The sequence below is a fragment of the Mesorhizobium sp. WSM4810 genome, assembly GCF_055811235.1.
Window position 1 is genome coordinate 510,817 of sequence record NZ_JBVVQV010000001.1, and the last position, 21,565, is coordinate 532,381.

Genomic DNA, 21,565 nt, shown 5'->3' on the forward strand with positions numbered 1-21,565 from the left:
GCTCATCGGGTATGCGCTCGGCCTCGGCAACTCATGGCCGGCGGCTAGTCTCCTTAACCATTGGCGAGCTTTCAGGTTCCTGCAAAAGAGCGATTGGCGGGCGCAAATGGCGGCTCCAGCCGAACTTATTTCCGTGAAAATCCTTTCTCCAGAGCGATGTCACTCCAGATATCGACGGGCGAACGCATTCTGGAGAATTTTCGATGAACGACGAGGCTCAGAAAGCTGCGACCACAACGGGCCTTTATCAGGTCGATCTCATGGACCGTTATTGGCGGGCCGCGAACTACATTTCGGTTGGCCAGATCTATCTGATGGACAATCCGCTGCTGCGCGAGCCGCTGAAAGCCGAACACGTCAAGCCGCGGCTGCTTGGCCATTGGGGCACGACGCCTGGCCTCAACTTCATCTACGTCCACCTGAACCGCGTCATCCGTCAACGCGGTCTCGACGTTCTGTTTATCTGCGGCCCAGGTCATGGCGGCCCGGCGATGGTCGCAAACACCTGGCTCGAGGGCAGCTACAGCGAAATCTATCCCGAAATCGGCCAAGGCGAAGACGGCCTGAGGAAACTTTTTCGGCAATTCTCGTTCCCCGGAGGAGTGCCGAGCCACGCTGCTCCGGAAACGCCCGGCTCGATCCATGAAGGCGGAGAACTGGGATATGCGCTGGTCCATGCTTTCGGCGCGGCCTTCGACAATCCCGATCTGGTGGTCGCCTGCGTCGTCGGCGACGGCGAAGCGGAAACCGGTCCGCTCGCGGCGGCATGGCACTCCAACAAGTTCCTCAACCCGGCATCCGACGGCGCTGTCCTGCCGATCCTGCATCTCAACGGCTACAAGATCGCCAACCCGACGATCCTTGCCCGCATGGATGACGTGGAATTGCGCGCCCTGTTCGCCGGCTATGGCTACGAACCCTTTTTCGTCGAAGGTCACGAGCCGGCTCGCATGCATCGGTTGATGGCCACCAAGCTGGACACCGTGCTCGACAGAATCCGTTCGATCCAGGAGCGCGCCCGTACGCCGTTCTGGCAAGGAGAGCGTCCGCTGTGGCCGATGATCGTGCTGCGCAGCCCGAAGGGGTGGACCGGCCCGAAGGAGGTCGATGGCGAGAAGGTCGAGGATTTCTGGCGCTCGCATCAAGTGCCGGTGTCGAACGCCCGCAGCAATGCGGGACACCGCAAGATCCTCGAAGACTGGATGCGGAGCTACGAACCGGAAAAGCTGTTCGACGACAGCGGGCATCTTCTTCCAGAGCTGGCGGCGCTTGCGCCAACCGGATCCAAGCGCATGGGCGCAACCCCCTATGCCAACGGCGGACTGCTGAAGCGCGACCTCGTGCTTCCCGATTGGAAAAACCTGGCGCTCGATGTGCCGCGTCCGGGTGGCGCCAAGGCCGAGGCGACGCGGGTTCTCGGGGGCTATCTTCGCGACGTCATGAGCCTGAATGCGCAGGCCGGGAATTTCCGGCTGATGGGGCCGGACGAGACATCCTCCAACCGGCTTGACGAGGTATTCGAGGTTACCGACCGGGTCTGGATGCAGCGGATAGAGCCCTATGACGTAAAACTCTCCCGGGACGGCCGCGTCATGGAAGTGCTCAGCGAGCATCTCTGCCAGGGATGGCTGGAGGGCTATCTGCTGACCGGCCGCCATGGCCTGTTCTCCTGTTACGAGGCGTTCATCCACATCGTCGATTCCATGGTCAACCAGCATGCGAAATGGCTGAAGACATCCCGCGAACTTGCCTGGCGCCAGCCGATCGCTTCCCTCAATTACCTGCTGACCTCGCATGTCTGGCGGCAGGATCACAACGGCTTCAGCCACCAGGATCCGGGCTTTGCCGATTTCGTCGCCAACAAGAAGGCCGACACGGTCAGGCTCTATTTCCCGCCGGATGCCAACACGCTGCTGTGGATCACCGACCATTGCCTGAGAACCTATAACCGCATCAACGTCATCACCGCCGGCAAGCAGCCGGCGCCGCAATTTCTGTCTGTCGAAGCCGCGGAAGGGCATTGCAGGGCGGGGGCGGGGATCTGGGAGTGGGCCGGGACGGTTGCCAAGGGCGAGGATCCGGATGTGGTCATGGCCTGCGCCGGCGACGTGCCGACACTGGAGACGCTCGCGGCCGCCGACATTCTGCGTTCGGCGCTTCCCGACCTGAAGGTACGCGTCGTCAACGTGGTCGACCTGATGACGCTGCAGTCGAATTCAGAGCATCCGCATGGCCTGGCGGACGAGGATTTCGACGCGCTGTTCACGAAGGCCAGGCCGGTCATCTTCGCCTATCACGGCTATCCCTATCTCATCCACCGCCTGACCTACCGGCGCGCCAACCATGACAACATGCACGTGCACGGCTTTCGCGAGGAAGGCACCACGACGACGCCGTTCGACATGGTCGTGCTCAATGAGCTCGACCGCTACCACCTGGCGCTCGCGGCGGTCGAACGCGTGCCTGGGCTCGCCGAACGGGCGAAAGACCTTGCCGCCGAGCTTCACGGGAAGCTTGCCGAACACAAGGCTTACGTCCGCGAGCATGGCGAAGACATGCCCGAGATCCAGGAGTGGAACTGGCCCGAGAACAGCGCGACGAAGGCTGGCGATTGATGCGACAGGCAATTCTTGCACTGAACGCCGGCTCCTCCAGCATCAAGTTCGGACTATACGATCTCGAGCCGTCCGCCGAACTGCAACTTGTCTCGCGTGGCACGCTGGATCTGGGCGATGCGCCGCGGCTCAGCGCGAAAGCGGCCGACGGAACAGCGCAATGTGATCGGCGGCTTGCCGGAGACGCTCGGGATACGGGCATCGGCGATTTGCTCCGCTGGATCGAGAGCGAACTTGGCGGCAGGAAACTGGTCTGCGCCGGTCACCGCATCGTGCATGGCGGGCGCGAGTTCGTCGAACCCGTCCGCCTGACGCCGGTCGTGATCGAGGCCCTGGACAGGCTGACGCCGCTTGCGCCGCTGCACCAGCCCCGCAGTCTCGCGCCGATCCGCACACTTGCGGCGCTGCGGCCGGATCTGCCGCAGATCGGCTGCTTCGACACCGCCTTCCATCAGGCGATCGATCCGATCGTCAGCCGCTTCGCGCTGCCGCGCAAATACGATGCGGACGGAATCCGCCGCTACGGGTTTCATGGTCTTTCCTACGAGTACATCGCCGGGCGGCTCAAGGCGATATCGCCGGCGCTTGCAGCGAAGCGGACGATCGTCGCCCATCTCGGCAACGGGGCGAGCCTGTGCGCCATGCGCGACGGGAGAAGCTTCGACACGACGATGGGCTTTTCCGCGCTTGACGGGCTGGTCATGGGCACGCGTTGCGGCGCCATCGATCCGGGCGTGCTTTTGTACCTCGTCCTGGAACGAGGCATCGCCGGAGAGGCTCTGCAGCATATGCTCTATGAGCAATCCGGGCTGCTTGGAATATCCGGCATCTCGGGCGACATGCGCACGCTGGAAGCGAGCGACGACCCCCACGCCCGCGAAGCGGTAGAGCTTTTTGCCTTCCGGGCGGCACGGGAAGCTGCCGCGCTCGCCAACACGCTGGGCGGCCTCGAATGCCTGGTGTTCACCGCCGGCATCGGCGAGCGCTCGGCGCCGGTCCGCAAGGCAATATGCGAAAGGCTTGATTGGCTTGGCGTGGCGATCGACGAGCCATCCAATGCCGCCCATGCCGGGATCATAAGCCGACCTGACAGCAAGGTCGAAATACGCGTCGTCGCGACCGACGAGGAGAGCATCATTGCCCGCCACGCGCGGGTGCGAGGGGATGCTTGATAATGCAGTCAGCGGCGCGTTTTCGGGGCAAGGAACCCTGCGCGTCCGCGACCGTTTCCCCTATCTGATGACCATGGGGGATATGATTACCAAAGGGAGAAATCCAATGGCGGAGACCACCAATATGGCAGGCACCTCAAAGGCGGCAAACGACGCGCAGGAAACGATGAAGAAACAGATCGCCGAGCTTCGTCGCGAAATCGCCAAAATAAATCGGACCCTTTCCGACCGTGCCGAGGAGGCACAGGGCTGGTACGAGAGCGCCGCCGAACGGGCCTCGCGCGCAGCCCGGCAATTGCGTAGCCAGGCACACACCGTGACCGAAACCGTCCAGCAGAACCCAGGCACGATCTCTACGGCGATGATGCTTGGCGGCGTGCTCGGCGTTCTCTTGGGAATTGTGATTGCAAAGAGCTCCGAGCCTGAACGGCGGTGGTTCTAGAGCATTTTGCAGCCAAAAAATCTTGGTTTGGCGTCCAACAAAATGCGTAAAACAAGGAGTTAGAGCGCGGTTTTGGTCCACCAAAACGCAAAGCGCTCTAGCGGCAGATCACCACCCGCGCGGTGCCGAGGCTGCCTTAGGCGTCGCGCGCGCCTGTTCCCTCAGCAGGCCGTAAAGCACCTACGATACATCGCCGCAGCCTGTTGCCTCCTCGTAAGCACGTCGAAGGAGCTTTAGTCCTCTGTGGATCTGGCCCTCGGTCAGACTTGCGTATCCCATAACCAGGCCGAGGCAGCTGCGATCCAATGTCTGGTCGAAATCCAATGTCTGGTCGAAGTAATGCGGCGATATCGAATAGATGCCAACTCCGAGCGCGGCGGCTTTATTGATGAACGATGCCGCCATGGAGGGCGGCGTGTCGTGAAACCAGACGACGACGTGCAGACCGGCCTCTGCGCCTTCGACCCGAACGAGATCGCGGAATTCCGCCTGCAGAGCGTCCAGGAGCGCTGCACGTCGGCGGGCATTTTGACGCCGGGCCTTGCGCACGTGGCTTTCGTAGGCGCCGGTTTCCATCAGGGTCGCAAGCGCCTCCTGTTCGAGGCTGGGGGCATGCCTGTCCGTCAGCCGCTTGGCATGGGCAAAAACCTCCTGCAACTCACGCGGAACGACGACGTAGCCGATCCGCAGCAACGGCGACAATGTCTTCGAGACCGTACCGATATAGATGACGTTCGACGCGCCTCCCAGCGCGCGAAGCGGCGGTATCGGGTTCATGTCGAAACGATATTCGCTGTCGTAGTCGTCCTCGACGATGTAGGCCCTCTTCTCTTTCGCCCATCCTAGCAGTTGCTGGCGTCGACCCATCGACATTACGCTTCCCAGAGGAAACTGATGTGAAGGCGTGACGTAAGCCAGCCGCGCGTCAACATCCGCCAGCAAGTCCGCCCTGATGCCTTCGGCGTCGACCTCCACCGGGGCGGCGATGGCTCCTGTCATCTCGAAGACGCTCCGTGCCATCGGGTAGCAGGGCTCTTCGATGGCGAAGCCGTCGCCCTCATCGAGAAGCAGGCGGGCGCAGAGATCCAGTCCCTGCTGAGAGCCGTTGACGACGACGATCTCGCTCACCTCGCACCGGATGCTGCGCGCTCGCCATAGATAGCCCTGCAGGGCGGCACGCAGGCGGATCAAGCCACAGGGGTCGCCATAGGACAGCTTGAGCGGCCGTCCCAGCGCAGCATCGTTCATGGCCTTTCGCCAGGCAAGGGTCGGGAAGTCAGAGGCCGACATGTCGCCGTAGCGGAAGTCGGCGACGAGCTTCTCCGACGCAACCCGCATCGGGATGGCTCGGGATCGAAGCCTTTCTGCGAAAGCGGAGAGGCTGTGTGGCTCTGCGGCTGTATCAACGAGGTCTCCCGGCTCGCTGTGCGCGACCTTGATGGCCACCCGTGGCCGAGCGCCATGTCGAATGACCACGAACCCCTCGGCGGCGAGCTGTTCGTAAGCGGACGTCACAGTCGTTCGCGAGACGCCAAGCTCGACCGCCAGTGCACGAGCCGACGGAAGCACGTCTCCGCGGCCGTAGACCTCCGCCACGATCTGTTCCCGCAGGTTCTCATAGATCCCGCGCGCGCCCAATCCCGACGACGAACTTCCCGACGACGAATTCTGCTTGCTGGACTGGACCATTCGCGATTACCCAAATGAAGACGTTTCGTTAATCCAGACATTACCGGGAAAATCAGCCAGGCAAAGGCCTGAGGCCAACTGGACCAGCGCTTTTTATTCAAAACTGGTTCTAGGTCAGGGCCAGTTGTGCTTGTATTGATGACGCCAGATTGCACCTCCTGGGAAGTAAAATGCTGGCCGAGTTCCACCAATTCATCATCGTCTTTACCGCCTACGTCATCGCTGCCGGCAGTCCCGGGCCGAGCAATATGCGCATCATGGCCGTCGCCATGAACGACGGCCGCGGGGCCGCACTGGCAATCGCGTCCGGCGTCGTCAGTGGCTCGATCTTTCGGGGCCTGATGGCAGCGACAGGTGTCTCGGCGATCCTCAGCCGATACGCGCAGGCACTCGTGGTCCTGCAGCTGGTTGGAGGCCTGTATCTTCTCTATCTCGCCTTCAAAGCGGGCAAGGCTGCGCTTTCTTCACACAAGGATCAGCTTCGCCCGACCAACGAACGGAAGGCGACGGCGGCCACTCTCTACCAGCGCGGACTGCTGATGCATCTCACCAATCCGAAATCGATCCTGGCATGGATCGCGCTGATGACGCTGGGACTCGGGCCCGGGTCGTCGTCGCATACGGTTCTGGTGATCCTCGCTGGCTGCGCGGTGCTGAGCGTCACCATCTTCTGCGGCTACGCGATCGTCTTTTCGACCGCTCCCATGGTCGCCCTGTATCGGCGGGCGCGGCGCTGGATCGAAGGCACGCTGGCGGTATTCTTCGGATTTGCCGGGCTAAAGCTTCTCCTGACCCGCATCTGAAAAGGTTCCTTCATGTCACTCTTCCAAGGCCTTTCAGCATTCCCGATCACCCCGGCGGACGCTTCCGGCAGGCTCGACCCCGTCGCCCTCGCGCGGCTTCTGAGGAACATCGAGGAGGCGAGAGCGGACTCCATCGGACTGCTCGGCAGTACCGGCGCCTATGCTTTCCTCACGCGACAAGAGCGTCGACGGGCGGTCGAAACGGCAATGGACACGGTCGGCGGCAAAATCCCGGTTATTGTCGGCGTCGGAGCGATCCGGACCAGCGATGCCGTGGACCTTGCCCGTGACGCGAAGGCTGCGGGCGCCGACGGCCTGCTCCTCGCTCCGGTTGCCTATACGCCGCTCGTCGACGACGAGGTCTTCGAACACTTCACCGCAGTCGCCGACGCGGGGCAACTCCCGCTTTGCATCTACAACAATCCCGGCACAACCAGGTTCACCTTCAGCCTGGACCTCATTTCCCGCTTGTCGAAGGTGGTCAACATCGAAGCCGTGAAGATGCCTTTGCCGTCCGGTGGTGACTTCGCGTCCGAACTCGCCTCCCTCCGGTCTGCGACCGGGTCGGCATTCAGGATCGGCTACAGCGGCGACTGGGGCGGCGCGCCTGCGCTGCTCGCCGGGAGCGGCGCCTGGTATTCCGTCGTCGCAGGACTTCTGCCGTTACCGGCCCTGGCCCTGACGCGAGCGGCGCAAGCCGGGGACGCTGCGGCCGTCGAGCGACTTGACGCCGCCTTCGGACCGCTTTGGGCGCTGTTCAAGGAATTCGGCAGTTTCAGGGTGATGTATGTCGTCGCCAGTCTTCTGAACCTCTGCGACGTCGATCCGCCACGCCCTGTCCTCCCGCTGAAGGACCAGGCACGGCAGCGTGTCGCCGCCGCTCTCGACCATCTCGATGCGGTTTTCTCCGCTGGTTATATGCAAGCTCGATAGACAGTCTTAATCAGGACATTTCCATGCTGGAATCCAACGCCTTCACCGTCTACCTGTTCACGGCATTCCTGCTGGCGATTACTCCGGGTCCGGGGATTTTTTATGTCGCCGCCCGAACCCTTTCCGGCGGTCGCTCGGAAGGAATCGCTTCGAGCCTTGGCAATGGTCTCGGCGGGCTGTTTCATGTCGTGGCCGGCAGCCTTGGCGTCTCGGCGATCGTGCTGGCAAGCGCCGAATTGTTCACGGCGCTCAAGGTGGTCGGCGCGCTCTATCTGGTCTGGATGGGATACCGAACCATTCGCCATGCCAGGCTCGACTACAAGTCGCTGGGTCATTCGGAGCCGCCGGTCGGCACGATGCGGGCCTTCAGGGATGGCGTTCTTGTCGAAGTGATGAACCCGAAGACGGCCGCATTCTTCCTCGCCTTCACTCCCCAGTTTGTCGATACATCGTCGGATCACGTCGTTCTGCAGTTCCTGATCCTCGGCGCCATCTCGGTTGCCCTCAACACGCTCGCCGATATTGTCGTGGCGTTTGCAGCCGGAAGACTTCGCGATGGCGCGGCGTCGCGTGGGAATCTCGTTCGCCGTCTTCGTGAAGGCTCGGGCGGTGCCATGATCATGCTTGGATGCGGGCTGCTGCTGGCAAGGCGCCCAGTTGCTTGAGCTTGTGAGAAGGAGCAAAAATGCATGACGGCCGCTGGCCGTGTACCTGCGATGACGGCCGAATTCACTTACCTCATCGACATCAGGTTCGTGACCAGACCTGCCTTGACCTCAAGCACAGGCGCGGGTGCCTCGGCATGACCGATGTCCCGCAACCGCTCGGGGGTCAAACCAGCTATTGCCCGACGTCTTGAGACGGTCTGTTGCCAGGTCTTGAGCGCCGCGATTGCGGTTGCTGTGGTTTTCAGCACAAGTCCAAGCAGACGGTGACGATCGACGCGGGTTTGCGTGTGAGCCATTTCGGCCTCCATCATCATTGTCGCGCAGGGTTGAACTGCGGGGCGCCTGTTCCACTGCGCCTTACGGCTTGCGGCCGATCACGGCGCCGTTCGCGCCGGGTGCCTCGAACCAGACCGTCTCGATGTGCCGGAATCCGGCTTCCTCGAGCCACGCCGAATATTCGGCCTGCGTGTAGTTTCGTCCTTCCGTCTCGATCAGCATGTTGAGGCTCATCAGCGCCGCCGGCGCCGGTCCGGTCTTTTCGTCATTGACGAGAAGCTCGCTGATGACGACTGCGCCGCCGCTCGGCAAAGCCCCGAACGACCGGCGCAGCAGGGCGCGGTTCTTCGCCTCGTCCCAATCGTGCAGGATCATCGACAGGAGATGCAAATCGTGATCCCGGAAGCTGCTCGAAGAAGTTGCCGCCTGCGGTCTCGATCCGGTCGGTCAAACCGGCCTCGGCAATCTTTCCCGCGGCGATCGCGGCGACATGCGGCAAGTCGAACACGGTCGCACGCAGCGCCCCATACTGTTTGCAAAGCTCGATGTCGTACGCCCCCGATCCCGCCGCCGATGTCCACGAGGCGGCGGAAATGTCCGAAATCCATCGCTTCGCCGAGCTTGCGCGCGGTCATCGTGGAGACCGAATGCATCGCCTCCCAGAACAGCGCCAGCATCATCGGATCTTCGCCGTCGAACGCCGAGGATCGCACAGCCGGGTCCCACGTGGTCGGCCGGTTCGTGCGCAGCGCCTCGGTAAGCCTGCCCCAGCCGGGATAGAGCCGCTTGTCGAGCATCTGCACAAAGCCGCCGAAGTAATACGGTTTTCCGCGCACGAGATAGGTTTCGCTTAACGGCGTGTTGCGATAGCGGCCGCCCGTTTTCTCCAGGAGCCCGAGTGCAGCGCAGCCGGTCAACAGCATCTCGGCCGGGCGTTGATGCAGGCCGAGCGCTTCGGCCAGCTCGGCAACCGTGGTGCCGGCGCCGCCCGCAAGGCGGCTGAAGAGGTCCAACTCATGCGCAGCGGCCAGAGTCTTGAAGGCCCAGAAACCGGTCGAAAGCGCCATCAGCGGGACGGCGGAAGGAAGTTCCGGCGTGGCGGCAATCGGTTGGACGGTTGCATCTTTGGCCGGAGGCGCTGTCCGCGAAAGTTGACTGGCCATGATCACCTCCTCTTTCATAGCAAGTCACGACTGCAACCGGCTGGCGCAACCGGCTGGCTTGTGACAATCCACGCGGCGAGCGTGTGGTTGCGGTCTGCTGAAGTGCGAATCTGGCGGTGCGGCGTTACGCTACGATTTCAGAAGGAGAAAATTCGGTTACATCTGAAACTTGTATTATTTGGCCGGAGCCGGCTGACTTTCTCGATCGTGCCGGCATCACCGGGCGATACGGCGCAGGGTCAAGGCAGCGACAGTGCTGGCCGCTGCCAGAAGCGGCAGCCAGGCTTGCGGATCGCCCATGGCATGGAGCGTCAGGCCGCTGAGCAGCAGCCACAGCAGCGGGATCGCCAACAGCAGCGGCACAAGCCCGCCGCTCGCGGCAAGCAGGACACCGAGCGCTGCGATCGCCGTCGGGTCCGGCGCGATGCCGAAGACCTCGGCGCTCGCCCATGGCCGCCCGAAGAGCGGCGGCAGCAGGGGATAGACGACGAGGCCAGCGACCGCGGTCAGCAGCCCGAGCCGCTCTGCGAGGTCCCGCCGATCAAAGGCGAGGCCGCCGCGCGCACCGCCGATCACCAGCAGCAGCGCCTGCAGGCCGAAGGCCGGCGCGACATAGGCGATCGCCCAGTTGATCGCGGCGTAGCGGTTCCACAGCAAGGACCAGCCGACGAAGGCAAAGAGCGCCGCGAGGACGAGCGCTATCCACAGACCATGGCGACGCGGCCGCCTAAGCACGAGCAGGACAATGGCGAGGCCGGCGGCGAGCGTCAGGAGATGCAGCGGCCAGAACGCGGTATTGGCCAATTCGAACATGCGCCAATAGACGCGCGGCGAGAAGAGCAGGAAATCCTCCAGCCGGTAGGTCCACCATTCCGACATCCAAGCAGGTTCCACAAAAGCCTCCACGGTTTTGCGACATGAACCTGCGACAAACAACAAATCCAGGCAGGCATTCGTGGGCCAGCCGACGAATGCCTGCCTAGAGGTCCCGGACATAGGCCGCCATCCGCTCGCGCATGGCCGTGTCGGGGAGGGGACCGGTCGCTGCCAACAGGTTCTCGCGCACGTGGTCGACGCGGGTGGTGGCGGGGATGGCGACGGTGACGGCGGGATGCGAAACGATGAATTTCAGTATGAACTGCGCCCAAGTCTCGGCACCGATCCCGGCCGCCCAGTCCGGCAGCGACTCGCCCTGAAACTGACGCGTCAGCGCGCCTTGCCGAAACGGCCGGTTGACGATGACAGCCATGCCGCGCTCGGCCGCCAGCGGCAGCAGCCGTTCCTCAGCTTCACGGTCGACGACGTTATAGGTGAACTGCACGAAGTCGAGTGGATGTGCGCGCATGATCTGTTCGAACAAATCGTGCCGCCGTCCTTCGGACGTCGTGATGCCGACATAGCGGATCCGCCCGTCCGCCTTCATGGCGAACAGGGTTTCGAGATGCGTCTCCCAGGCGACGAGGTTGTGGACCTGCACGAGGTCGAAACGCGGCACCCCCCAGAAGCGACGCGACTGCTCGATCTGCGCGGGCCCGTCGGCGGCGGAGGAGGTCCAGACCTTCTCGGCGGAAAACAGCGCTTCGGGCCGGCCGAGCTTTTCGAGGCCATAGCCGATCACGGGCTGCGAGGAGCCGTACATCGGCGAGGAATCGATCATGCGGCCGCCTGCCCCGAAGAAGGCCGCCATCACCTCGGCGCACTCGTCGCGCAGCACCGGATCGTCGCCGATATTGAAGGTGATCCAGGTGCCCAGGCCGACAGCGGGAAGCATCTCTCCCGAGGAGGGCACGGTCCGCATCACCGGCGCGGGCGGCGCGCCGGGCGCGGTTGCCGGCAACACCAGAGCCGCGCCGGAAGTGGCGGCAGCCTTAACGAATGTCCTGCGGGTGATGATCATCGTCTGCCATCCCTGTCCTTTCGACCTCTTGTACTCCCGACCCCAAGAATGGTTCCGGCCGACCGGCTTTCCGCAAGGCCGATCGGCGGGGAGCCGGCGGTCGTCTCTGGCAACGGTTCGGATATGGAACGTCTGCCTGAAACAGGAACGAATGCTGCAGGGCCTGGGTTGCGCCAGCCAGCCTGTTAGCTGGAACCCGATTTGCTGGCCGGGTTACCTGGGGCTGGCTCTTGTCCTGACTTGATGGCGCTGGCGGGCATATGCCACGCAGCCGTCTACCGTGCTGACGCAGAGCGCATCGCGGTGGTTCGGCGTGTTGTTGTCGCCGGCGTAGGCAACCTCGGCAACACGGCCATCGACCATTCGGATTTGCGTGTTGCAATAGCCGCCAGGATCGACATTGAGCGATCCTCCAACCGTCGGGATCGCACCCACGGCCAAGGTTGGAATCACCACGTTGAGATTGCCGCGTTGAACGGTACGCTGATAGGTCCAGATCTGGCTTCCCCCCGCATCAGCGGTGGCAGTCGGAAAGCCGGCGCACATTCGAACGTCCGCCTCGCTGAGACCGACCATCTCCTTGCGGGCCGCCGCCGTTGTGGCGTCTTCCTTCGGGTGGTTCGACGTGTCGTCAGGCGCGACGCAGGAGGACACGATCGAACTGCCGGCCAGGAGAACAAGAGGGACAAGCTTGCGGATGCGGGAAAATATCATGTGACCGCGAAGTTAGGCGAGCAGACAACCGAGTCAACCTGCACAACTTCACGATGTCGTTGGTCGTGCCGCTCGGCTGGACTTGATGCGCGACGGCCCGGATAGCTGCTCATGCTTGCCCGATGATGTCAGGCGTTACGCGATGTAAAATACGTACTTTCCTGACGATGTGGATAAACAAATGCTTTTCAGTCACACAAAATGATGAAACAATGAAATTGAGATCGGGGAAAATTCGATGCGCAACGTCAGCGGACATGGCAAGCGCCTGTCCTATTACGATTTCGGGCACACGACGGTGTACGCCTCCCGCTTCGACCAGCGCTTCCCCTATTGCGCCTATGTCCCCGACGACTATGACGAGGACGGCAACAAGACCTATCCGCTGGCGGTGATCGTGCATGGCACCGAGCGCGGCATGCTCGCCTACCGGGACGCCTTCGCCGACTTCGCCGAACAGAACGGCGTGATCGTGCTCGCCCCGCTGTTCCCGGCGAATATCTGTTCTCCGGGCGATCTTTCCTCTTACAAGATGTTGCGCCAGGGCGACCTCCATTACGATGCCGTGCTGCTCGACATGGTCGAGGAGATGCGCGAGCGCTATCGCATCCGCGGCGACCGCGTGCTGATGTACGGCTTCTCCGGCGGCGGCCATTTCACCCATCGTTTCCTGTTCCTCCATCCGGAACGTCTGCTGGCGGCATCGATCGGTGCGCCGGGCGTCGTGACCCTGCTCGACTTCGATCACGATTTCTGGGTCGGGGTGCGCGACTTCGAGAAAGTGTTCGGCAAGACCATCGACCTCGACGCCATGCGCACGGTCGCCGTGCAGATGGTGATCGGTGGTGACGATCTCCAAACTTGGGAGATCACCATCAAACCGGAGGATGACTGGTGGATGCCCGGCGCCGATCTCGCCGGCGCGACCCGCAACGACCGGATCAGATCGTTGAAGGGCAGCCTGGAGAGACATGGCGTCGAGGTGCAGTTGGATGTCGTGCCTGCCATCGCTCACAACGACGGCGCGCTCATCGCCAAGGTCAAGGAGTTCTTTGCGCGGACATTGAATGCCGCGCCCGGCTGAAAAACTGCGGTCAAACTGGAGATAAAAAATGGGAACAGGATTGATGATGGGAAGACGATTGTTTCAGGTGCTGGCGACAATCGCGGTGATGATTTGTGCACTGCCGGCGATGGCGCAGGAGCAGCCGAAAACCGGCGGCACGCTCAAGGTCCGCATCAACGCAGACATCCGCGCCACCGACGGTCTCAATCGCGACGCAAACACCGACACTGTGCTGCACCATATCTTTGAGACGCTGGTGGCTTATCGCGCCGATCTCACGGTCGGCCCGGCATTGGCCGAATCCTGGACAGTATCGGACGACGGCAAGACCTATGCTTTCACGTTGCGCGACGGCGCGGTTTTCCACAATGGCGACGCCGTGACCTCGTCCGACGTCAAATGGAACTGGGACCGCCGCATGGACCCGGCCAATCAGTGGTTCTGCATTCCCTTCTTCGACGGCAGCCAGGGCCTCAAGGTCGAGCAAGTGGCGACGCCTGATCCACGCACCGTGGTCTTCACGCTCAAGGCGCCGAATGCGCTCTTTCTGGCGCAACTCGCCAGTGTCCAATGCAATGGCTGGGTCGCCAGCCCGAAGAATGTCGGCGCCGACGGCAAGTGGCTCGCCGATTCCGCCATCGGCACCGGCCCGTTCACGCTGAAGGAATGGGTCAAGGGCCAGTATCTGGTGCTTGAGCGCTTTGCAGACTACAAGCCGGTGAAGGAGGCGCCGAGCGGCTTTGCCGGCAGCCGTGAGGCTTATGTCGACGAGGTGCGCTTCATGGTCATCCCCGACACGGCGGCGGCGGAAACCGCGCTGTTTGCCGGCGAACTCGATGTCCTGCCCGATCTTGAATCATCGCGTGCCGAGGAAGCCAAGTCGCGCGGCATGACGGTGCTGTCGACGCAAGGCCTGTCGTGGACGGTGATCCTGCTGCAGACCAAGGACCCGCTGCTGTCGAACGTCAAAATACGGGAGGCGCTGGCGCATGCCGCCGACATCAACCAGATCGCCGCCGCCAGCACCAGCGGTGCCGCCACTGGAGGTCCCTCGGCCGTCGCCCAGGCGAGCTCGTTCTTCGACGACGATTTCCTCAAATGGCCGGAATACGACCCGGCCAAGGCCAAGGCCCTGCTGGACGAAGCCGGTTACAAGGGCGAGCCGATCAAGATCCAGACCAACACCCGCTACCAGGGCATGTACGAGAACGCCGTGCTGCTGCAGGCGATGCTGACGGCCGCAGGCTTCAACGCCCAGCTCGAAGTGCTGGATTGGGCGGCACAGCTCGACAACTACCTTGTCGGCAAATTCCAGATCCAGTCCTTTGGCTATTCGGCTCGTCTCGATCCGTCGCTGATGTATGGCGTCATCCTTGGCGACAAAGCGACCGACCCGACGGCGCAGTGGGACAGCAAGGAGGCTCTCGATCTCTACACGAAGTCGATGGCCACGACCGACGCCGGGCAACGCAAGGCACTGTTCAAGCAGCTCCATGCACTCATGGCAAAGGATGTGCCGATCCTTGGCCTCTATTACGAGCCGTCCCTCGATGCCGTGTCGCCGAAAGTAAAGGGCTATTCGGTATGGCCCGCGGCAAACCCCCATGTATGGGGTGTCTGGAAAAGCGAATAGGCCGGCGGTTCTCCTGTCGCCAAAAGATCGGAGGCGTGTTGCCCTCCGATCTTTCGTTTGAAGGTACCTGGTGGTGAAAACCTGACGGTTGGTACCCGTCGTGGAAGACCTCTCTGGGTAGGATTTTGCGTTCACGTTCGCAATTAGAACGAGCAACCAGCGCCAATTCCAGTCATTCGTAGCCCTCCTCCAAACCTGACGTTCGCGCTACAGCTCGGCGATCCTGAGCCGACTGTCGGACGGTATGGCTGCCCGGATCCGCCTGGTCAGATCATATGCACGAGGTAGGGTTTTGCCATCTCTTCCTGCACATAGGTTATTCCCTGTTCGGCCAGCGCCGCGTGCAACGTTTGCGCCGTGGTTTTGAAGATGAGTTGGCCTTCGACGCAAACCTTGTCTTCGCGCGCCCTTCTCCGGAACCACAGTGCCTGCATATGGCACGCTGCGCCTTAGGCCGACTTGCCGAAAGCTTTTCAGGATAAACCGAATCTGCTCACGCAGGGCCGCGTCGGTGTCTTCGCCGTGTTGAACGCAGTGCTCGATCAGAATCGGGTGGAAGAACGGCGTGAACGCGGTGTTGACCGCACAGGCCGCTTCTGCCGGTCCTCGACCTTGAGTTCGCCCGCCTCGGTGCCCTCGCGAATGATCGGCTCAAAGATCGTCACCATTCGCTCGATATGCGACTTGATGATCGCCCGGTTCTCCTGCATGGCGGCGACGATCATGTCGTGCATGCGCCTTTGCGGGAGTTGACACTCTCGACACTGCGCGAGAAAGGGGCGCATCTTCGAGGCGCCCGCGTCCGCGACTGAGGCGGGCGCTCTTCCATATTTACGAAAGGAACACCCCTATGAGGATCGGAATCATCGGCGCTGGAAACATCGGCGCCACATTGGTGCGAATGCTTCGGCGCGTCCTCTCCTTAAAACCGTCACCGGGCTTGCAATGCGGTGGCGCATTATGACGTTGGCTGCATGAGCACGTCCGCACAACCAGTGCGTCTGGTCCGCCCCGAAAAGAAGCGGCGTCGCGTCCCCATTGCAGTCATCATGGCGATGAGTTTCGGCAGCCTCGTGTTCCTGTCGGTCGGCGGCGTGCTCGCATTGTCGGTCGGCGCCAACCTTCGCAACACTTTCGACCTGCTCGGCGCCCAGTCGACGCTCCTGATCGATGCGATGGAGGATTTGCTGCGCGCCGAGATGGGGCGCGCCGAGAGCGCCGTGGACGGCGTCGCGCAGCTCTACAAGCAGGGCGAGTTCCAGATCGACGACGAGGCGATGTCGGCGGCACTTGCCAGTGCGCTGGCGGCAGCGCCGGGGGTGAACGCAATGTTGATCTGCACACCCGACCTGATTTGCAGGGGGGCGGCGGTGACCGGGGACAACGACGCCAAATATCCTGCCGGAACGATCCGGAAACTCCCCGCCGAGACCGAGAAATCGCCGCAAGTGCGCGCCGTTCTTGAAGAGCGCCAGCAGGTCGACGGACGCAGGTGGGGCGCCTTCGTGGCCAACGAATATGGCTTGTTCGCCAACGTCTCGGCGCCGCTGTCACGCGATGGCGCCACGAAGGCCTGGGTGATCGCCGCGGTGGAACTGCAGAACTTGTCCAAAATCACGCAGGAACTGTCGTCGCGCTTCGGCACGCATGCCTTCATTTTGGATGGCGACGGATCCATCCTGGCGGACCAGCGGCTGGCTTCCCCGGATGCGCTGAAGAACGGCATCCTGCCGCTGACGCCGCTCGCCAATTTCGGCGATCCGGTTCTCGCCGGATATGAGGCGCGCAAACCGGAAGCGGAGTTCAGCACGCAGCGTACCCGCGATATCGAGGTTGCCGAAATCCAGGTTGACGACAAGGACGGTTCGACGTCATGGGACGGAGAGAACACTTACGTCGCTATTACCCGTGAGATCACCGGCTATGGCGACCGGCCCTGGACGCTCGGCGCATATTTCAAGACCAGTCAGATCGGTGACGAAATCGAGCGCGTCATGGGATCGGCCATGCTTGGACTTGGCGCGATGGCGGTGGCGGTCATCGTCGCGATTCTTCTCGGCAAGCGCCTGTCGCGCCCGATCCAGGCGATTGCCGGCCAGGCCACGCGCGTCGCCGATTTCGATCTCGACGGCGTGACCCCCCTGCCGCGCAGCAGGGTGCTGGAGTTGGACAACCAGGCTTCGGCCTTCAATGCCATGCTGATCGGTCTGCGTGCATTCTCGACCTATATTCCGCGCTCGCTGGTGGCCAAGCTGGTGCGCACCGGAGAGATCGGCATCGCCGAACCGCGCGAAGCGGTCGTCACCGTCATGTTCACCGACATCGCCGGCTTCACCACCCTGTCGGAGCAGATGGACGCCGCCGCCGCGGCCAGGCTGCTGAACCACCACTTCGCGATCCTGTGCGGCGCGGTCGATGCACATGGCGGTACTGTCGACAAGTTCCTGGGCGACGGCATGCTGGCGTTCTTCGGCGCGCCGGATCGTCTGAAGGGCCATGCCGCCGCGGCCGTCCGCGCAGCCGCGGCGATCCGCGAGGAGCTGGACAAGGACAATCTGGAAGCGGCTGGCGAAGGCCGGCCTCCACTTCATGTCCGCATCGGCATCCACACGGGCTCCGTCATCGTCGGCAATATCGGCGCATCCGACCGCGTCAACTATACGATCGTCGGCGACACCGTGAACGTCAGCCAGCGGCTGCAGGACCTCGGCAAGCAGCTCGAACCGGGCGCCACCGCCGCAATCGCCATTTCCGGCGAGACCGCGTCGCGGCTCGACGAAAGGTTCGAAAGGATCCCGGCGGGCAAGCACCGGCTGCGCGGCCGCGGCGAGGCGACGGAGGTCTTCCAGCTTGGCAAAGTCGCGACGTCAGCATCGCCCCCTATGGACGTTCACCGCGCCCAAGCGGGCTGAGTAACATGGCGACAAGGCGACCGACCCGATGGCGCAGTGGGACAGCAAGGAGGCCCTCGATCTCTACACGAAGTCGATGGCCACGACCGACGCCGGGCAACGCAAGGCACTGTTCAAGCAGCTCCATGCACTCATGGCAAAGGATGTGCCGATCCTTGGCCTCTATTACGAGCCGTCCCTCGATGCCGTGTCGCCGAAAGTAAAGGGCTATTCGGTATGGCCCGCGGCAAACCCCCATGTATGGGGTGTCTGGAAAAGCGAATAGGCCGGCGGTTCATCTGTCGCCGAAAGATCGGAGGCGTGTTGCTCTCCGATCGTTCGATTGAAGGTACCTTCGCAATTAGAACGAGCAACCAGCGCCAGAAGCGGCCAATCAGACACACTTCGGACATGACGGCAATGGGCCGGTTGCGGTGTTGAGCAGATACATCTGAAATTTACGCCACTGCGACACGAGCTATTTCGGTCGTCAGGGAAGCTCGCTGAAGGGCTACTTCAGGCACTCGGGAAGACGTTTTGGAACAGTCATCTTAGCCAGTTGCTCGTCGGATGCACACAGCGGGAAACCGGTCAGGACCAAGGTTTCCAAGTAGCGCTCGCGCTCGGTGGGGCTTATCCCCGGCGCGTTGACCATACCTTCGACGGTCATGTCCGGGTAGTGCTTGAGCGCCTCCTTGACTGAGGCTTGCGCTTCTTCCATCCGGCCCGCGCCTGCGAGCGAACCGCTGCGCACCATCCATCTCCACTGGTTGTAGTTGTCAGGTGTCAGGCCTTCCATCATTTTCAGCGCATCGTCGTATCGCCCCACCATAAAGTAAGCGTTTAGAGAAGAGGCCGGTGGCCCACATCGGGTAGTTAGGATCGAGCCGGATCACCCGATCGACCAATTCGGCACCTCGTTCTGGTTCACCGAAGGACGCGGCCCAGCCGGCATAGAAGGTCAGGATTTCAGCCGAACCGGGCGCGAGGCTCAGGGCTATTTGCAGCTCAGCTTTCGCGCGCGAAAGCTCGCCCCGCTCGCCTAAGCTCATGCCCAGCGCGGCGTGAGCTTCAGCGTCGCTCGGATCAAGTCGCACGGCGCGTTCGGCTGCATCGGCAGCCGCCTTTGCTTCTGTCTCGGGATTGACGCCGAAGTTCGCCAATAGCGAGTGAGAGTGGTAAAGTTCGACCCAGGCGCGGGCCAAGCCGGGATCCAGCTCGACGGCGCGGTTGAGCAGCACGATGGCCTGCTGAATATCGTCTTTGGTGACCCGCGCAAGCTTCTCGGTGCCAAGCAGATAAAGCTCGTATGCGCTAAGGTTCTCTGGCGGCTTGCGCTTGGCCGCAGCTCGGCCAGCTTTCTGGATCAGCCCCTCGCCGCCGCCTAGCCGGTTGGTGACTTGCTCAGATATCTCAGTCTGGACTGCGAACACATCTTCGGTGGGCCGGTCCCAGCGCTCCGACCACAGATGATTGCCGGATTGGGCATCGATCAGTTGCGCGGTGATCCGGACGCGGCCGCCCTGGTGCTGGATCGAGCCTTCGAGCACGTAGCCGACATGGAGCGCTTTAGCGACTTCGCGCACATCCACCGGCTTGCCCTTGTAGACCTGCGTCGAATTGCGAGCCACCACCTCCAATTCCGGGAAGCGTGCAAGGTCAGTGATGATGTCCTCTGTGAGGCCGTCGGCCAGCCGTCCAGTAGCCTCGTCGCCGCCATAATTTTCAAACGGCAGCACCGCTACCGATGGCCTGGCACTCACCGGCGCCGCCGGCCAGAATTGCCAAGCCGCTGCGGCGGCAAGCAGAAGGGCCACGGCCACCGCCATCCCCTCTAGCGCCCACCGCGGAGGAGACCGTATTGAGCGATGGCGGATGCCCTGTTTTTCAAGCGTTATGCGGAAAACCTGCACGGGTTCGGTGACGTTCTTGACCTTCTTCTCGCCCAAAGGTTCGAAACCGAAGGCAAGCTTTTTCTCGACCTCCTTGGCCACCTTACCGGAGACACAGATGCCGCCGGATTCCGCCAATTGTTGGAGCCGGGCGGCAATATTGACCCCGTCGCCGTAACGGTCGTCACCGTCGATTATCACCTCGCCAAGATTTATTCCGATCCTGACCAAGATCTGCTCGGCCTCGGGAAGCGACGCATTGCGCTCGGTTAGGCCACGCTGCAGCGAGACTGCACATTCCACCGCATCGACCACGCTGGCAAACTCGGCCAGTAAGCCGTCGCCCATGAGCTTGAAAATGCGACCGTGGTGCCGCGCAATCTCTGGTTCGAAAAGCTCTGCGCGACCAGCTTTCAGCCGTGCAAAAGTCCCCGCTTCATCACGCTCCATTTGAGCGGAATAGCCGACCACATCAGCAGCCAGAATGGCAGCAAGCTTGCGGTCCATGTCTAAGACCCTGCCTTCAGCTGAATAGTAGACGGCTTCCGACTAAGCGTAAAGGCGCTCGAAATTGCGCAGGGAGGGGGCAGTTCGCTAGGCTGACGCTGGTCTCTGGTCCGAGCTCATCATGGCAATGCTCCGATGATGGTTAGGCTGATCTTCAAGGCGGTGATTTTGCCAAGGTCCACAATTGGGCACAACCGCGGCTGTCACTGTGGTCGCTGGGACGTCGGCTTCAGGAAGCGGTCAAACCGATCGCAGCGTCCGAGATCGGCGCGAGGCCGACATCTTTTATGGCATCACGACCGTCTGCTTCGGGTCACCACTTCCCCTTCGGACTCTCCCGCGGAGGGGAGAAAAGTGATCGTGAGCTGTATTCGCCCCCGGCGCCAAGCGTTGGATGTTCACCACCAGCGTCACGACGTGCCGCCGTCCGGCGTCGAAAGCTGGACAAAGGTCAGGCTTCGTTCAAGGTGACCTGGTCGCCCAGCCTGATCTTGCCCGGTTCGATGATTTGGCAGAGCGCGCCGAAGCCGCCCTCGCCATGGCGCGCTATGGTTTGCAGCACTGCCGGCTCGAAGGCGAGATCGCCTTGCGCCAGCGCTGTGAAGGTGCAGCGCGCGCACGGTTCCGAGATCACGATCCGCGCCTTGCCGATCGCCAGCACTTTCCCGATGATCTGCTGCTCGACGAAACCTTCCCGCGAAGCGTCGGTTTCGATCACGATGTTGGGCCGGAACCGCCTGGAATCCACTTGCGAAGGACCCTCAAGCAGGCCGGCAAGCCTGTTCATCGAGGCTGACGTGACGATGTGGAGGTCGGCGCGCTGATAGCGTGGCGCGATATGATCCTGGGCTTCCGAGCCGAAGCGGACATGTGGGTGCAGCGCCGCCGGGAAATCGAGGAAGGCCGAAACCAGCTCGCCTGCGAGGCTGGAGCCGGCATCGATCCAGGAGCCGTTCAAGCCGATTTCTGGCCGGTCACCCTTCAGCCTTGCAACAAGGTTGGGCAGCGGTCGCCAGTATTTTCGCTTCTCCGGCGCGGCAACAGCGCCGTCGCGCCGGTCGATGATGCCCCAGATCCGATCGCCCGGAATCCCGCCCTCCGCAAGCTCGGTCCCGTCCAGCCGTTCGCCGCCCATCGAACTGATGGGGTATCGCCAGATCTCCGTGATACGGCCAAACGCTGTCATGATGCGGCGACGAGCCAT

The 21,565-nt window shown here is 62.4% G+C and carries 20 protein-coding genes and 2 pseudogenes; 10 read left to right on the forward strand and 12 right to left on the reverse strand.

What is annotated here, in order from left to right; all coding sequences use genetic code 11:
* The first annotated feature begins 203 nt into the window (after positions 1 to 203).
* Genes AC0L3O_RS02425 through AC0L3O_RS02435 form a run of 3 tightly spaced genes read left to right on the forward strand, consistent with a single transcriptional unit; the run spans position 204 to position 4,229 of the window.
* Positions 204 to 2,615 carry a phosphoketolase family protein gene (locus tag AC0L3O_RS02425; protein WP_473614667.1) on the forward strand — a complete coding sequence of 804 codons (2,412 nt, stop codon included), beginning with the start codon at positions 204 to 206 and terminating at the stop codon, positions 2,613 to 2,615.
* Entirely contained in the window at positions 2,615 to 3,787 is a 1,173-nt protein-coding gene (locus tag AC0L3O_RS02430; protein WP_473536817.1) for an acetate/propionate family kinase, read from the forward strand. Before AC0L3O_RS02425 ends, AC0L3O_RS02430 begins: the two co-directional genes overlap by 1 nt.
* Entirely contained in the window at positions 3,753 to 4,229 is a 477-nt protein-coding gene (locus tag AC0L3O_RS02435) for a hypothetical protein (protein WP_473536816.1), read from the forward strand. The genes AC0L3O_RS02430 and AC0L3O_RS02435 overlap by 35 nt, the downstream gene beginning before the upstream one ends.
* 180 nt (positions 4,230 to 4,409) lie before the next feature.
* Here the strand turns inward: AC0L3O_RS02435 and pdxR are convergent, their stop codons facing one another.
* Complete coding sequence (pdxR, locus tag AC0L3O_RS02440; RefSeq protein ID WP_473536815.1) at positions 4,410 to 5,918, reverse strand: MocR-like pyridoxine biosynthesis transcription factor PdxR; 1,509 nt, start codon at positions 5,916 to 5,918, stop codon at positions 4,410 to 4,412.
* A gap of 170 nt (positions 5,919 to 6,088) precedes the next feature.
* On the opposite strand from pdxR, the gene AC0L3O_RS02445 reads away from it, so the two are divergent.
* Genes AC0L3O_RS02445 through AC0L3O_RS02455 form a run of 3 tightly spaced genes read left to right on the forward strand, consistent with a single transcriptional unit; the run spans position 6,089 to position 8,319 of the window.
* Positions 6,089 to 6,721: a LysE family translocator gene (locus AC0L3O_RS02445; RefSeq protein ID WP_473614668.1), complete on the forward strand. Its 633-nt coding sequence runs from the start codon at positions 6,089 to 6,091 to the stop codon at positions 6,719 to 6,721.
* A 12-nt stretch (positions 6,722 to 6,733) separates the two neighbouring features.
* Positions 6,734 to 7,654, forward strand: a complete 921-nt coding sequence (locus tag AC0L3O_RS02450; RefSeq protein ID WP_473614670.1) for a dihydrodipicolinate synthase family protein — start codon at positions 6,734 to 6,736, stop codon at positions 7,652 to 7,654.
* 23 nt (positions 7,655 to 7,677) lie between these two features.
* A complete protein-coding gene (locus AC0L3O_RS02455) occupies positions 7,678 to 8,319 on the forward strand; it encodes a LysE family translocator (protein ID WP_473614671.1) in 642 nt (213 codons plus the stop codon).
* A 68-nt stretch (positions 8,320 to 8,387) separates the two neighbouring features.
* Here the strand turns inward: AC0L3O_RS02455 and AC0L3O_RS02460 are convergent, their stop codons facing one another.
* The 7 genes and pseudogenes from AC0L3O_RS02460 to AC0L3O_RS02490 all read right to left on the reverse strand — a co-directional run bounded on the left by AC0L3O_RS02460 (position 8,388) and on the right by AC0L3O_RS02490 (position 12,372).
* Complete coding sequence (locus AC0L3O_RS02460) at positions 8,388 to 8,633, reverse strand: hypothetical protein (protein WP_473614673.1); 246 nt, start codon at positions 8,631 to 8,633, stop codon at positions 8,388 to 8,390.
* A gap of 46 nt (positions 8,634 to 8,679) precedes the next feature.
* Entirely contained in the window at positions 8,680 to 8,979 is a 300-nt protein-coding gene (locus tag AC0L3O_RS02465) for a methyltransferase (RefSeq protein WP_473614739.1), read from the reverse strand.
* Entirely contained in the window at positions 8,864 to 9,106 is a 243-nt protein-coding gene (locus AC0L3O_RS02470; protein WP_473614674.1) for a hypothetical protein, read from the reverse strand. Before AC0L3O_RS02470 ends, AC0L3O_RS02465 begins: the two co-directional genes overlap by 116 nt.
* A gap of 100 nt (positions 9,107 to 9,206) precedes the next feature.
* Positions 9,207 to 9,779: pseudogene (locus tag AC0L3O_RS02475) on the reverse strand (methyltransferase family protein); the annotation flags it as partial.
* Between the two features lie 198 nt (positions 9,780 to 9,977).
* Positions 9,978 to 10,655, reverse strand: a complete 678-nt coding sequence (locus tag AC0L3O_RS02480; RefSeq protein ID WP_473614676.1) for a DUF6064 family protein — start codon at positions 10,653 to 10,655, stop codon at positions 9,978 to 9,980.
* A gap of 85 nt (positions 10,656 to 10,740) precedes the next feature.
* The gene (locus tag AC0L3O_RS02485) at positions 10,741 to 11,658 is read right to left on the reverse strand and encodes an aldo/keto reductase (RefSeq protein WP_473614678.1); all 918 of its coding nucleotides are present in this window, start codon (positions 11,656 to 11,658) and stop codon (positions 10,741 to 10,743) included.
* A 213-nt stretch (positions 11,659 to 11,871) separates the two neighbouring features.
* The gene (locus AC0L3O_RS02490) at positions 11,872 to 12,372 is read right to left on the reverse strand and encodes a hypothetical protein (protein WP_287225796.1); all 501 of its coding nucleotides are present in this window, start codon (positions 12,370 to 12,372) and stop codon (positions 11,872 to 11,874) included.
* A 238-nt stretch (positions 12,373 to 12,610) separates the two neighbouring features.
* Between AC0L3O_RS02490 and AC0L3O_RS02495 the strand changes: the two genes are divergently transcribed.
* Together AC0L3O_RS02495 and AC0L3O_RS02500 are read left to right on the forward strand one after the other, a co-directional pair.
* Positions 12,611 to 13,456, forward strand: a complete 846-nt coding sequence (locus AC0L3O_RS02495) for an alpha/beta hydrolase (protein ID WP_473614679.1) — start codon at positions 12,611 to 12,613, stop codon at positions 13,454 to 13,456.
* A gap of 28 nt (positions 13,457 to 13,484) precedes the next feature.
* Positions 13,485 to 15,071 carry an ABC transporter substrate-binding protein gene (locus AC0L3O_RS02500; RefSeq protein ID WP_084833638.1) on the forward strand — a complete coding sequence of 529 codons (1,587 nt, stop codon included), beginning with the start codon at positions 13,485 to 13,487 and terminating at the stop codon, positions 15,069 to 15,071.
* 266 nt (positions 15,072 to 15,337) lie between these two features.
* Here the strand turns inward: AC0L3O_RS02500 and AC0L3O_RS02505 are convergent, their stop codons facing one another.
* Positions 15,338 to 15,505, reverse strand: coding sequence for a type 2 periplasmic-binding domain-containing protein (locus tag AC0L3O_RS02505; RefSeq protein ID WP_287225802.1), 168 nt, complete (start codon positions 15,503 to 15,505; stop codon positions 15,338 to 15,340).
* Between the two features lie 108 nt (positions 15,506 to 15,613).
* On the reverse strand, positions 15,614 to 15,796 hold the full coding sequence (locus AC0L3O_RS02510) for a hypothetical protein (RefSeq protein ID WP_473614681.1): 183 nt from the start codon (positions 15,794 to 15,796) through the stop codon (positions 15,614 to 15,616).
* A 249-nt stretch (positions 15,797 to 16,045) separates the two neighbouring features.
* Between AC0L3O_RS02510 and AC0L3O_RS02515 the strand changes: the two genes are divergently transcribed.
* Positions 16,046 to 17,983 (forward strand): adenylate/guanylate cyclase domain-containing protein, encoded by a 1,938-nt coding sequence (locus tag AC0L3O_RS02515; RefSeq protein WP_473614682.1) that lies wholly within the window; start codon positions 16,046 to 16,048, stop codon positions 17,981 to 17,983.
* A 28-nt stretch (positions 17,984 to 18,011) separates the two neighbouring features.
* Positions 18,012 to 18,248 carry a hypothetical protein gene (locus tag AC0L3O_RS02520; protein WP_128166583.1) on the forward strand — a complete coding sequence of 79 codons (237 nt, stop codon included), beginning with the start codon at positions 18,012 to 18,014 and terminating at the stop codon, positions 18,246 to 18,248.
* 225 nt (positions 18,249 to 18,473) lie between these two features.
* On the opposite strand, the pseudogene AC0L3O_RS02525 reads toward AC0L3O_RS02520, so the two are convergent.
* Together AC0L3O_RS02525 and AC0L3O_RS02530 are read right to left on the reverse strand one after the other, a co-directional pair.
* A pseudogene (locus AC0L3O_RS02525) lies at positions 18,474 to 20,361 on the reverse strand (adenylate/guanylate cyclase domain-containing protein).
* A 451-nt stretch (positions 20,362 to 20,812) separates the two neighbouring features.
* Complete coding sequence (locus AC0L3O_RS02530) at positions 20,813 to 21,565, reverse strand: MOSC domain-containing protein (RefSeq protein WP_473614684.1); 753 nt, start codon at positions 21,563 to 21,565, stop codon at positions 20,813 to 20,815.

Bases quoted from the DNA above. Each gene is read 5' to 3' on its own strand.
- AC0L3O_RS02530 (WP_473614684.1), bottom strand. From the start codon at position 21,565: ATGGCTCGTCGCCGCATCATGACAGCGTTTGGCCGTATCACGGAGATC.
- AC0L3O_RS02445 (WP_473614668.1), top strand. From the start codon at position 6,089: ATGCTGGCCGAGTTCCACCAATTCATCATCGTCTTTACCGCCTACGTC.
- AC0L3O_RS02460 (WP_473614673.1), bottom strand. From the start codon at position 8,633: ATGATGGAGGCCGAAATGGCTCACACGCAAACCCGCGTCGATCGTCAC.
- AC0L3O_RS02515 (WP_473614682.1), top strand. From the start codon at position 16,046: ATGAGCACGTCCGCACAACCAGTGCGTCTGGTCCGCCCCGAAAAGAAG.
- AC0L3O_RS02505 (WP_287225802.1), bottom strand. From the start codon at position 15,505: ATGCAGGCACTGTGGTTCCGGAGAAGGGCGCGCGAAGACAAGGTTTGC.
- pdxR (WP_473536815.1), bottom strand. From the start codon at position 5,918: ATGGTCCAGTCCAGCAAGCAGAATTCGTCGTCGGGAAGTTCGTCGTCG.
- AC0L3O_RS02450 (WP_473614670.1), top strand. From the start codon at position 6,734: ATGTCACTCTTCCAAGGCCTTTCAGCATTCCCGATCACCCCGGCGGAC.
- AC0L3O_RS02485 (WP_473614678.1), bottom strand. From the start codon at position 11,658: ATGATCATCACCCGCAGGACATTCGTTAAGGCTGCCGCCACTTCCGGC.
- AC0L3O_RS02430 (WP_473536817.1), top strand. From the start codon at position 2,615: ATGCGACAGGCAATTCTTGCACTGAACGCCGGCTCCTCCAGCATCAAG.
- AC0L3O_RS02425 (WP_473614667.1), top strand. From the start codon at position 204: ATGAACGACGAGGCTCAGAAAGCTGCGACCACAACGGGCCTTTATCAG.
- AC0L3O_RS02500 (WP_084833638.1), top strand. From the start codon at position 13,485: ATGGGAACAGGATTGATGATGGGAAGACGATTGTTTCAGGTGCTGGCG.
- AC0L3O_RS02455 (WP_473614671.1), top strand. From the start codon at position 7,678: ATGCTGGAATCCAACGCCTTCACCGTCTACCTGTTCACGGCATTCCTG.
- AC0L3O_RS02510 (WP_473614681.1), bottom strand. From the start codon at position 15,796: ATGATCGTCGCCGCCATGCAGGAGAACCGGGCGATCATCAAGTCGCAT.
- AC0L3O_RS02490 (WP_287225796.1), bottom strand. From the start codon at position 12,372: ATGATATTTTCCCGCATCCGCAAGCTTGTCCCTCTTGTTCTCCTGGCC.
- AC0L3O_RS02495 (WP_473614679.1), top strand. From the start codon at position 12,611: ATGCGCAACGTCAGCGGACATGGCAAGCGCCTGTCCTATTACGATTTC.
- AC0L3O_RS02520 (WP_128166583.1), top strand. From the start codon at position 18,012: ATGGCGCAGTGGGACAGCAAGGAGGCCCTCGATCTCTACACGAAGTCG.